This window comes from Streptomyces sp. NPDC057638, from assembly GCF_042800315.1.
Lineage (GTDB): Bacteria > Actinomycetota > Actinomycetes > Streptomycetales > Streptomycetaceae > Streptomyces.
In genome coordinates, this window is sequence record NZ_JBHVHF010000246.1 from 1 (window position 1) to 12,626 (window position 12,626).

General features: G+C 74.1%; 1 protein-coding gene and 1 pseudogene. Both read right to left on the reverse strand.

The window, feature by feature from the left end; translation table 11 throughout:
• Positions 1-12: 12 nt before the first annotated feature.
• Positions 13-11,895, reverse strand: a complete 11,883-nt coding sequence (locus ACFVIM_RS26465) for a type I polyketide synthase (protein ID WP_384306057.1) — start codon at positions 11,893-11,895, stop codon at positions 13-15.
• Positions 11,896-12,149: 254 nt separating this feature from the next.
• A pseudogene (locus tag ACFVIM_RS26470) lies at positions 12,150-12,419 on the reverse strand (acyl carrier protein); the annotation flags it as partial.
• Between the last annotated feature and the right edge of the window lie 207 nt (positions 12,420-12,626).

Here is a 12,626-nt window from a genome sequence, read left to right on the forward strand (position 1 = left end):
CCCGGCGGCCGGTCAGCCGGCGAGGCCGCGCAGCCAGGTGTCCACCGTGCGGGCCGTCTCCCCGGCCAGGTCCTCCATCATGGTGAAGTGGTTCCCGGAGACGTCGACGGTCGTGTCGGCCGCGCTCCACTGGGTCTGCCAGCGCTCCGGCGCCAGGTCCTGGCCGCCCGCCATCGGCTCACCCGCCCGCACCAGCAGCCGGGGCGCCGTCAGCGGCTCGGGGCGCCAGCCGCCCAGCAGGTTGAAGTACCAGCTCATCGCGGAGAGCCGGGCGGCGTCCATCCGGGCGAAGCTCGCCTCCCGGGCGAACATCCCGCCCAGGAGCTGGTCCTCGAACTGGTCCAGTGAGTCGTCCCCGGGCACATAGGTGTCGAGCAGGACCACTCCGGCAGGTCCGTCGCCGTCGCGTTCCAGCCGGGCGGCCGTGGCATAGGCCAGCACCCCGCCGGAGGAGGAGCCGAGCAGGGCCACGGGCGCGCCGCCGGACTGTTCCCGCACCATCCGGGCCAGCAGGCCCACCAGGGCCTCCTCGGTCGCGGGCAGGGGTTCACCGGTGGCGAAGCCGGGGACGGCGAGGGCGGTGACATCCCGGATGTCCCGGAGGGCCGAGGCGAACCGGGCGTACTGGTGTACTCCCGCGAGCGCCACCTGGGAGCTGAAGCAGATCAGCCGGACCGGTTCGGGTCCGCGCGCCAGCCGGACCGAGGTCGGCGACTGGGTCACCTCGGCGGGGTCGGCGAAGGAGGGCCGCAGCGCGGCGACGGCGTTGAGCAGTTCGAAGCCCTCCCGCAGCTTGCGGTCCTCGAACGCCCGCCGGAAGAGCGTCCCCACGGTGTCCCCGGCCGCCCCGGGCACCCCGGCCTCGGGCTCCGGGCCCGTCTGGGGCGCCAGTTCGGTGTGCAGCTGTGCGGCGAGGGCGAGGGGGGTCGGGTGGTCGAAGGTGACCGTCGCGGGCAGCTTCAGCCCGGTGGCCCCGGCCAGCGCGTTCCGCAGCTCCACCGCCGTGAGCGAGTCGAGGCCGAGTTCGAGGAAGGGCCGCTCCGGTTCGACCCCGTCCGTCCCCGGATGACCGAGGACGGTGGCCGTCACCTCCCGTACCAGCCGCAGGAGGGCCGTCCGGCGGCCCTCCTCGTCCAGGGAGGCCAGGGTGTGGGCGAGGGTGGGCCCGGCGGCCGCGGCGGCGACCGCGCGACGGGCGGTGGGACGGACCAGGGCCCGCAGCAGCGGGCTGGTGCCGGGGGTCAGTGCCGCGGTGTCGAGCCGCAGCGGTACGAGGGAGGCCAGCCCGGTGCCCAGGGCCGCCTCGAAGAGGTCGAGCCCCTCCCGCTCGGTCAGGGCGAGCACCCCGCCACGGGCCATCCTGCCCCGGTCCGCGCCGTCGAGCCGGGCGGCCATGCCGCCCTCCCAGGCGCCCCAGGCGAGGGAGGTGGCGGGCAGTCCGTCGGCGCGGCGCCGCTCGGCGAGGGCGTCGAGGAAGGCGTTGGCGGCGGCGTAGTTGGCCTGGCCCGGGGTGCCGAAGACGGCGGCGGAGGAGGAGAAGAGGACGAAGTCCGCCAGATCGTGGCCCTGGGTCAGCTCATGCAGATGGAAGGCGGCGTCCACCTTGGCCCGGTACACGGTGTCGAACCGCTCCGGGGTCAGGGCCGTGACCACCCCGTCGTCGAGGACCCCGGCGAGATGGAGCACCGCGGTCAGCGGCCGTTCGGCCGGGATCGTGGCGAGGGCGGCCGCCAGGGCGTCGCGGTCGGAGGTGTCACAGGCGGCCAGGGTGACCTCCGCGCCGAGCGCGGTGAGGTCGTCGCGGAGGGCGGCGCCCGCCGGGCTGTCGGCGCCGCTCCGGCTGAGCAGCAGGAGCGCCCGCACCCCGCGCGCGGTGACCAGGTGCCGGGCGACCAGACCGCCGAGGGCACCGGTGGCGCCGGTGAGCAGAACGGTCCCGTCGGGGTTCCAGGCGTTCACGGCCACCGGGGCCGCCGGGGTGGTGACACGGGCGAGCCGGGCGGCGTAGGCGAGGCCGGAGCGGACGGCGAGCTGGGGTTCGCCCGAAGCCAGGGCGGTGGGCAGGGCGAGTACCGACTCCGGGGACCCGTCCAGATCGGCGAGGACGAACCGGCCGGGGTTCTCCGACTGGGCGGTGCGCAGCAGCCCCCACAGGGGGGCGCAGGCCAGGTCGGTGACTCCGTCAACACCGCCACCGCCACCGCCGTCGCCGCCCGCCACGGCGGAGCGGGTCACGCACACCAGGTGGGCCTCGGCGAACCGGTTGTCGGCGAGCCACTGCCGTACGGTCTCCAGGGCCGCGGCCGTCACGGTCCGTACCGTGTGGGGCAGCGCTTCGGCGGGAAGGGCGGCCGTGCCGTCGAAGGTGACCAGCACGGTCTCGGGGAGGGTCATGCCCGTGGCGACGGCCGCCGCCAGCGCGGGCAGGTCGGCGAACGACTCGACGGGCACCCCGGCGGCGGCCAGCGGCTCGGCGATGGCCAGGGAGTCGGAGCCGACCAGCACCAGACGGCGGGCGGCCGCGTCCTCCGGCGGGTCCTGGCCGGCCGGCAGCGGGGTCCACTCGACCTGGAACAGGTCGTCGAGGGCCGGGGGCGTGTCGGTCCCGGACGGGGCGGGGCCGGTGGCCAGGGGCCGCAGGGTGAGGGAGTCGACCGTGGCGACCGGATGCCCCGAGGGGTCGGCGGCGCTGATCGCCAGCCGCTCCGGGGAGAGCGCGGTGAGGTGGACGCGGAGGGTGGTGGCGCCCTCGGCGTGCAGCTCGACCCCGTTCCAGGCGAACGGGACCAGGCGTCCGGCCGCGTCGGGCAGCAGACGCGCGACACCGTGCAGGGCCGCGTCGAGCAGGGCCGGGTGGATTCCGTACCGCGGGGCGTCCTCGTGCAGCGGGTCGGGGAGTGTCACCTCCGCGAACAGCTCGCCGTCGCGGCGCCAGGCGGCGCGCAGCCCCTGGAAGGCGGGCCCGTAGGCGACGCCTTGGGGGGCCGTCTCCTCGTCGGGGGCCGTGTCGCCGTCGGGCGCCACGGCGGACGGCGGCGCGTAGAGGTCGTCCAGGGGGACGAGGAGGGCGTCCGGCGGGGGCCAGAGCGTGGTGGCGGTGGTGTGCGGGGGGTTGGCGGACTCCGGCGCGCCGGTGGTCAGGGTGCCGCTGGCATGGGTGGTCCAGGGGGCGTCGGCGGGCGCGTCGGCGAGCCGTGAGAGCAGCCGTACCGTCCGGTCGCCGCTGTCGTCGGGCGGGCCGGTGACGAGCTGGACCCGCCGTTCGCGGGCCGAGTCCAGCGGCAGCGGGGCCGCCAGGACCAGTTCGCCGACCCGGCCGTGGCCGACGTGGTCACCCGCGTGGACGGCGAGGTCGAGCAGCGCGGTGCCGGGCACCACGGCGGTACCGGCGACGGTGTGGTCCGCGAGCCAGGGGTGCGCCCCGGAGGAGAAGCGTCCGGTGCAGACGAACCCGCCGTCGGGCAGTGGCAGACAGGCGCCGAGCAGCGGATGCCCGGCCGGGCCGAGTCCGGCCGCGGCCAGGTCGGCGGGCCCTTCGGTGGCGTCGGCCCAGTAGCGCCGGCGCTGGAACGCGTACGTCGGCAGATCCACCCGGCGCGCGCCGCTGTCCGCGTAGAACCCCTCCCAGTCCACCCGGGTGCCCTGCGCCAGCAGGGTGCCGAGCGCGGCGGCGAAGGTGGTGGTCTCCGGGCGTCCGCGCCGCAGGGTGGCGGCCGTGAGCGGTGGCCGACCCGCTCCGGTGAGGAGGCTCCCCGCCTCGCGCAGGGCCGTGGTCAGTACGGGGTCGGGCCCCAGTTCCACGAAGCTGGTGACGCCCGCCTCGGTCAGCCGGGTGACCGCGTCGTGGAAGCGGACGCTCTCGCGCACCTGCCGCACCCAGTACTCCGCGTGCCGCATCCGTTCGGCGTCCGGTGTGCCGGAGGGACCGGCGGTGGGGACGACGGGGATCCGCGCGGGGTGGTATGTCACCGACTCCGCGATCTCGCGGAACTCCGCCAGCATCGGCTCCATCCGGGCGGAGTGGAAGGCGTGGCTGACCCGCAGCCGCTTGCTGGCGCGGTCGGCGAAGCGCTCGGCCAGCGCGAGGAGGGGAGCTTCCTCGCCGGAGAGGACCAGGGCGTCGGGCCCGTTGACGGCGGCGATGTCCACACCGTCCGGCAGCACGGGCGCGATCTCCTCCTCCGTGGCGCGCAGGGCCAGCATCGCGCCGCCGGGCGGCAGCGCCGCCATCAGCCTGCCGCGCGCCGCGACCAGCCGGGAGGCGTCGTCCAGCGACAGGATCCCGGCGACGTGGGCGGCGGCCAGCTCGCCGACCGAGTGCCCGACGAGGTGGTCGGGGGCCACTCCATGGGCTGCGAGCAGCCGGAAGAGGGCGACCTCGATCGCGAAGAGCGCGGGCTGGGCGTGGCCGGTGCCGTCGAGCAGCCCGTCGGGGTCCGCGAAGACCACTTCGCGCAGGGGCCGCGGGGCGTCGGTCCCGGGGTCGGACTCCCGGGCCCGGTCCAGGGCCGCGCACACGGTGTCGAACGCCTCCGTGAAGGCCGGGAACTCCTCGTACAGTTCCCGTCCCATCGCCACGCGCTGGCTGCCCTGCCCGGTGAACAGGAAGGCGACCTTCCGTTCGGTCGACCTGCCGTGCACGACCTGCGGTGCCGTGGTCCCGGCGGCGACCGCGTCGAGCCCGGCGAGCAGCGTGGCCCGGTCGGTGCCGATGACGAGCGCGCGCCGGTCGAAGTGCGTACGCGTGGCAGCCAGCGAGTAGGCCACGTCGAGCGGGTCCGTCCCGGGGTGGCGGTCCAGATGGGCCCGCAGGGCGGCGGCCTGGGCGCGGACGGCCTCCTCGGTGCGGGCGGTGAGGAGGAGGGGGGTGAGGGGTCGGGTGGTCCGCTCGGGGGCGGTCTCCGGTGCGGCGGGGGCCGGGACCGGGGCGGGCTCGGGGGCCGGGGCCTCCAGGATGACGTGGGCGTTCGTCCCGCTGATGCCGAAGGAGGAGACCCCGGCCCGGCGGGGCCGGTCGGCCGACGGCCAGTCACGGGCCTCGGTGAGCAGCCGCACGGCGCCCTCCGACCAGTCCACCTGGGCCGTCGGCTCGTCGACGTGGAGGGTCCGTGGAAGGATCCCGTGCCGCATGGCCTGCACCATCTTGATCACACCACCGACACCGGCCGCCGCCTGGGCGTGACCGATGTTGGACTTGATGGAGCCGAGCCAGAGCGGATCGTCGTCGGGGCGCTCCTGGCCATAGGTGGCGATCAGGGCCTGGGCCTCGATCGGGTCACCGAGGACCGTACCGGTGCCATGGCCCTCGACGGTGTCGACCTCGGAGGGGTGGAGTCCGGCGCGTTCCAGGGCCTGGCGGATCACGCGCTGCTGGGCGGGGCCGTTGGGGGCGGTCAGGCCGTTGGAGGCACCGTCCTGGTTGACCGCCGAGCCCCGGACCACCGCGAGGACGCGGTGCCCGTTGCGGCGGGCGTCCGACAGGCGCTCCAGCAGGAGGACGCCGACGCCCTCCGCCCAGCCGGTGCCGTCGGCGGCGGACGCGAACGACTTGCAGCGGCCGTCCTGGGCGAGCCCGCGCTGCTTGCTGAAGTCGATGAAGGTGCCCGGCGTCGCCATCACCGTCACTCCCCCGGCGAGGGCCATGGCGCACTCGCCCTCGCGCAGGGCCTGCGCCGCCAGGTGCAGGGCGACCAGGGAGGAGGAACAGGCCGTGTCGATGGTGACCGCGGGCCCTTCGAGACCCAGGAGGTAGGCGACCCGGCCGGTGACCACACTGCCCGCGGAGCCCGTACCGAGGAAGCCCTCGGCGCCCTTGGGCACGGACCGCAGCCGGGAGAGGTAGTCGTGGTACATCACCCCCGCGAAGACACCGGTCCGCTGGCCGCGCAGATCGGACGGCGCGATTCCGGCGGACTCGATCGCCTCCCAGGAGGTCTCCAGCAGCAGCCGCTGCTGCGGGTCCATGACCAGCGCCTCACGGGGTGAGATGCCGAAGAAGTCCGCGTCGAAGTCGGCCGCCTCGTGCAGGAAGCCGCCCTGGCGGACATACGTCGCGCCACCCGCGTCCGGATCCGCGTCGTACAGCCGCTCCAGGTCCCAGCCCCGGTCGGCGGGGAACGGGGTCACCCCGTCCGAGCCGGTCGCCACCAGCTCCCAGAGGTCATCGGGGTTCCGTACGTCCCCGGGGTAGCGGCAGGCCATCCCCACGATGACGACGGGGTCCTCGGCACCGCCCACGGTGCGCGGGCGCGGCTCGGCGCGCGCCACGGCGGGCGCGGCTCCGAGCAGCTTCTCCAGCAGGTGGTCGGCGACGTCCGCGGCGGTGGGGTGGTCGAACACCAGCGTCGCGGAGAGCCGCAGCCCGGTCGCCGCGTTGAGGTGGTTGCGGAGTTCGACGGCGGTGAGCGAGTCGAAGCCGAGGTCACGGAAGGGCTGGTCCACGGCGACCCCGTCGGCCGTGTCATGGCCCAGTACGGTCGCCGCCTGTGCCCGGACCAGCTCGCGCGCGGCGGCCCGGCGGTCCTGGAGGGAGAGCTCCCTGAACCGTTCCACCAGCGCGGCGGCGGTGGTGGACGTCGTCTCGGCCGCGCGCCGCCTCGGCCGTCGCACCAGTGAGCGGTAGAGCGGCGGCAGATACTCGCCCGTCCCGCGCAGCGCGGCGAGATCGAGCCGTACCGGCAGCAGCGCGGCCCGGTTCGCGGGCGTGGGCGTGGGCTGGTTCGCGGGCTCGGGCTCGGGCGTGGAGGTCGTCGGCGAGGCGGGGGACGCGGAGGCCGCGGGCGCTGGGGTCACGGGCGCGGACGCCGTCATGGCGAGGTCGAGCAGGGCGGTGCCGTCGGCCGCGCTGAGCGGGATCACACCGCCGCGCGCGATCCGTCGTACATCCGACTGCCCCAGACCACCCGTGATCGTGCTCGTCTGCTCCCACAGGCCCCAGCCGAGGGAGAGCGCGGGCAGTCCACTCGCACGGCGCCGCGCGGCGAGGGCGTCCAGGAACGCGTTGGCCGCCGAGTAGTTGCCCTGCCCGGGTGCCCCCACGGTCGCGGAGACGGACGAGAAGAGCACGAACGCCGTGAGCGGATGGTCCCGTGTCAGCTCGTCCAGCAGCAGGGTGGCATCGACCTTCGGCCGCAGCACCCGCCCCACCCGCTCCGCGTCGAGCGAGGTCACCGTGGCATCGGCGACCACACCCGCCGTGTGGACCACTCCGGTCAGCGGCCGGTCGGCGGGGACGGCGGCCAGCAGGGCGGTGAGCGCGGCGCGGTCCGTCACATCACAGGCCGCCGTGGTGACCCGCGCTCCCAGACCCTCCAGTTCCGCCGCGAGCGCACCGGCCCCGGGCGCCCGCGAGCCACGGCGGCTCACCAGCAGAAGGTGCCGCACCCCGTGCCGGGCGACGAGATGACGGCAGACGATCCCGCCCAGCTCCCCGGTCGCACCGGTCACGAGGACCGTGCCGGTGGTGTCCCAGAGGGGGACCGGCTCGCCCGCGCCCGGATTCCGGCGCTCGCCCTCGGACACCCGCACGATACGAGGGGCGAGCAGACCGCCGTCCCGCTCGGCGAGTTGTGGTTCGTCGGAGGCGATGGCCCGGGACACGAGCGGGAGGACGACGCCGTCGGCGGCGGCGGCGAGACCAGGGAGGGCACGGTCCGGAGCGGCACGGTCCAGGGCGGCGGGGTCGCGGCCCGTGGACGTGGCTTCGGCGGGGTCGCGATCGGTAGGCGTACGGTCGGCGGGCGTTCGGTCGGTAGGCGTACGGTCGGTAGGCGTACGGTCGGCGGGATCCGGGACGGCAGACATACGGTCGCCAGGCGTGAGCGCGGCGAGGTCGTGGCCGGTGAGATCGAGCAGCTGGAAACGGCCCGGGTGCTCGGACTGTGCCGAGCGCACCAGGCCCCACACCGCCGCCCCCGCCAGATCCGTCACCGTATCCCCGGCCCCGATCGCCTGGGCACCCGTCGTGACGAGGGTGAGCCTGCTCTCCTCCAGCCGCTCGTCGGAGAGCCATTCCTGGATGAGGCCGAGCGTACGGAGGACCGCGCGATGCGTGGCCCCGGCCGGTTCGGTGGCCCCGGTGGCGTCCCCTTCGGCGAGGGTCTCCACCGTACTGAGGGTGCCGTGCGCGCCGGTCACGACCGCGACCACGTTCGCGGGGACCGGATTCCCCGCGTCGAGGGCCTCCCTCAGCCCCGCCAGGTCCCGGTGGGATGTCCCCTGGGCTGACTCCGGCGTCCCTCCCGCACCGAGCAGGACGAACGCGCCCTCCCGCTCCGGGGTGGCCACCGGTGACCAGTCCACCTGGAAGAGGGAGTCACGCGGTGCGCCCCCGGGCGCGATGGACGCCACGTCCATCGGCCGCAGCGTGAGGGAGTCGACCTCCGCCACCGGCTGCCCGGACCCGTCCGCGACCTGGAGCGAGACACTCTCACTGCCGCTGACCGTCAGCCGCGCCCGCAGCGCGGTCGCCTCCACGGCGTACAGCGCCACCCCGCTCCAGGAGAACGGCAGCCGTCCCGGCTCCCGCCGCCCCTCGTCGGCACCCACTTCCTCAGCCGACACGGCTTCCGCGGGAAGGGCGAGCGAGTGCAGCACGGAATCCAGCACAGCCGGATGCAACGCGAACGGCTCGTCCGCCCGCCGCGCCCCCTGCGCCAGCTCCGACTCCACGAAGAGCTCATCGCCCCGCCGCCATGCCTGACGCAGGCCCCGGAACACGGGACCGTACTGGAGACCGAGGTCGGCCAGCCCGTCATACAGGGCGCTCACCTCCACGGCCTCCGCGCCCGGCGGCGGCCACTCGGCGAACCCGAAGGAGGCGGTCTCCTCCGACCTCGCCGGGGCGAGCGTCCCGCTGGCGTGGTGCGTCCAGCGCTCGGACCCCTCGTCAGCCGGCCGGGAGGCGATCCGCAGCGACCTGCACCCGTCCTCGTCCGGCGCACCGACCAGTACCTGAAGATGCACCACGCCGCTCGCCGGGACGACCATCGGGGTCGTGATCGTCAGCTCCTCGACGCGCTCACACCCGACCCGGTCCCCCGCGCACAGCGCCAACTCCAGATACCCCGTGCCCGGGAACACGATCTCTCCGGCGACCTGGTGATCGGCCACCCAGGGCTGCGCCGCCGCCGACAACCCACCCAGCAGCAGCACCTCCCCGTCACCGGCCAGCGTGACCACGGCATGCAGCAGCGGATGCCCCGCCCGCGCGGTCCCCAACGGCTGCGGCCCCGCGGAGAGCCTCGCGGTGGGCCAGTAGCGCTGGTGCTGGAAGGGGTAGGTGGGGAGGTCTGTGGTGCGGGCGGTGGTGGGGGCGTAGAAGGCCGCCCAGTCCACCGTCCCGCCGTCCGCCCACAGCCGGGCCAGGGTGGTGACAGCCGTGACCGGCTCCGCACGCTTACGGGAGAGAAGCGCGACGGCCAGAACCTCGTCGGCGGTCTCATCGATGGCGCCGACCAGGCTCGCGTCCGGGCCCACCTCCAGGAAACGGGTCACGCCCAGGCCGGTGAGGTGAGTGATCGCGTCCGCGAACCGGACCGTGCCCCGGACCTGGTCGGTCCAGTAGTCCGCCGAGAACTCTTCGATGACCTCGCCGGTGAGGGTGGAGACGACCGGGATGCGCGGACGGTCGTAGGCGATGGTCGACGCGACCTGGCGGAAGGCGTCGAGCATCGGGTCCATCAGGCCGGAGTGGAAGGCGTGGCTGACCTCAAGCCAGCGGCCCTGACGGTCGGTGAGCGCTACCGCGACCTCTTCGACCGCTGTACGGGTGCCGGAGAGGACGACCTGGCCGGGGGCGTTGACCGCCGCGACCGAGACACCGTCGACCAGATACGGGGTGACCTCGTCCAGCGAGGCCCGCACGGCCCACATCGCGCCGCCGGGCGGCAGTGCCTGCATCAGACTTGCGCGGGCCGCCACCAGACGGCACGCGTCCTCCAGCGACACCACACCCGACACATACGCGGCAGCCAACTCGCCGACCGAGTGGCCGACGAGATAGTCAGGGCGCACACCCCATGACTCGGTCAGGCGATACAGCGCCACCTCGACCGCGAACAACGCGGGCTGCGCCCACCCCGTCAGGCCGAGGACACCGTCCGCGTCCTCAAAGAGAATCTCCTTCAACGGACGGTCCAGGAGTCCGTCGAACTGGGCACACACCTCCTCCAGTACCTCGGCGAAGACGGGGAAGACGGAGGCCAGTTCACGGCCCATCCCCACCCGCTGACCACCCTGACCCGAGAACACCACACCCGTCAGACCAGAACCCACGGCCACCGGGAGCGACTCACCCGCCGCCAACGCCTTCAGACCGGAACGCAGCTCCTGCGCGTCCGACCCCACGACAAACGACCGATGCTCCAGCGCCGACCGCGTCACCGCCAGCGACAAGCCCACGTCCGCCGGATCCCGGTCCAGGACCGAGCCCAGCCGATCCGCCTGCGCCGCCACACCGTCAGCCGACTTCGCCGACACCAGCCACGGCACCACCGGCAGCGACAGAGCCTCCGGGGTGGCCTCGGCCTCCGGCTCCATCGGGGCGGCGACCGGCGCCTCCTCGACGATCACATGCGCGTTCGTCCCGCTGATACCGAAGGACGACACACCCGCCCGGCGCGGCCGGTCCGGAGCCTTCGGCCACTCCCGCGCCTCCGTCAGCAGCTCGACCGCGCCCGCCGACCAGTCCACATGCGACGAGGGCGAGCCCACATGCAGCGTCTTCGGCAACGACTCCCGCTGGAGGGCGAGGATCATCTTCATCAGCCCGGCGACACCGGCGGCGGCCTGCGTATGACCGATGTTCGACTTGATCGAGCCCAGCCAGAGCGGCTGGTCCCGGTCCTGGCCATAGGTGGCGAGGAGTGCCTGGGCCTCGATCGGGTCTCCGAGGGATGTGCCCGTGCCATGGGCCTCGACCACGTCGACATCGCCGCCGGAGAGCCCCGCGTTGGTCAGGGCCTCCCGGATGACGCGCTGCTGGGACGGGCCGTTGGGGGCGGTCAGACCGTTGGACGCGCCGTCCTGGTTGACCGCCGAGCCCCGCACGACGGCCAGAACCTGGTGGCCGTTGCGGCGCGCGTCCGACAGGCGCTCCAGGACCAGGACGCCGACGCCCTCGCCCCAACTCGTACCGTCCGCGTCATCCGAGAACGCCTTGCACCGGCCGTCCGACGCGAGCCCGCCCTGACGCGCGAACTCCACGAAGGCACCCGGCGTCGACATCACCGTCACACCGCCCGCCAGCGCCAGCGTGCACTCGCCCGAACGCAGCGACTGCGCCGCCAGATGCAACGCGACCAGCGACGACGAACAGGCGGTGTCGATCGTGACGGCGGGACCCTCAAGTCCCAGGACATAGGCGATGCGGCCGGAGAGAACACTGCCCGAGCTGCCCGTGCCGCCGAAGCCGTCGGCCGACTCACCCGCCATCGCGAGCGCGGCCGGATAGTCCTGACCGTTCGTACCGGCGAAGACGCCCACAGGGAGACCGCGCAGCGAGAGCGGGGCGATACCCGAGCGCTCCAGGGACTCCCAGACAACCTCCAGCAGCAGACGCTGCTGGGGGTCCATCGCCAGGGCCTCACGCGGGGAGATTCCGAACAGGGCCGGATCGAAGTCGGCGGCCCCCTCCACAAAACCGCCCACCGGGGTGAAGTCGCCCAGTTCCCAGCCGCGATCGGTGGGATACCCCGCCATCGCGTCGACCCCGCCGTCCACCAGCTCCCACAGGCCGTCAGGCGAGAGGGCGCCTCCGGGGAAGCGGCAGGCCATCCCGACCACGGCCACCGGGTCCGCACCGGCGGCCTCCACATCGCGGAGGCGCTGCTTGGTGTCATGCAGTTCGAGGGTGACCTTCTTCAGGTACTCAAGAAGCTTGTCCTCATTGCCCATCAGGCTCACCGCGCCCCGATCTCGTTGTCGATAAGGTCGAAGATGTCCTCAGACGTCGCGGCCTCGATCTTCGCCGAGATGCGACCGGAGTCGTCGGTGTCCGCCCCGGCTTCCAGTCGTTTCATTAGCTGTTGCAGCCTGCTCGACAGGCGCAGCCGTGCGACCTCCTGTGCGGGCAGGGCCAGCAGGGTGGCCTCCAGCCGGTCCAGCTCGGAACTGGCGTCCAGGCCGCCGCCATCGGCCGAACCGTCACCGAGTTCGCCCAGGAGGTACTCGGCCAGGGCGGTGGTGGTCGGATAGTCGAAGACGAGCGTCGAGGGAAGCCTCAGACCGGCCTCGGCCGCGAGCCCGTTGCGCAGCTCCACCGCGGTCAGGGAGTCGAAGCCGAGGTCACGGAAGGCCGTCGTGAGTTCGATGCTCCCCGGGTCGCGGAAACCGAGCACCGCCGCCACCTGCCCCCGTACGACATCGATCACCGCCGTACGGCGCACCGCGGCCGGCAGGCCCGCGAGCCGCTCGCGGAGGCCGGTGTCCTGACGCATGGCGCCCGTGGCCGCCTCGGCGGGGGCGATCTCGTCCCAGAAACGGTTGGCACGGACGGCGGTCGCGGCGGGGACGAAACGCTCCCAGTCGATATCCACGACGGTTTCGGTTCCGGTGATGGCACCCAGGAGGCCGACGGCGGTATCCGGATCCAGCGGTGTCACACCACCCCGCTCCGCACGCTCCAA

What these genes read in the sequence shown, in the direction of transcription:
- ACFVIM_RS26465 (WP_384306057.1), bottom strand. Translation starts at nt 11,895, where the DNA reads ATGGGCAATGAGGACAAGCTTCTTGAGTACCTGAAGAAGGTCACCCTC.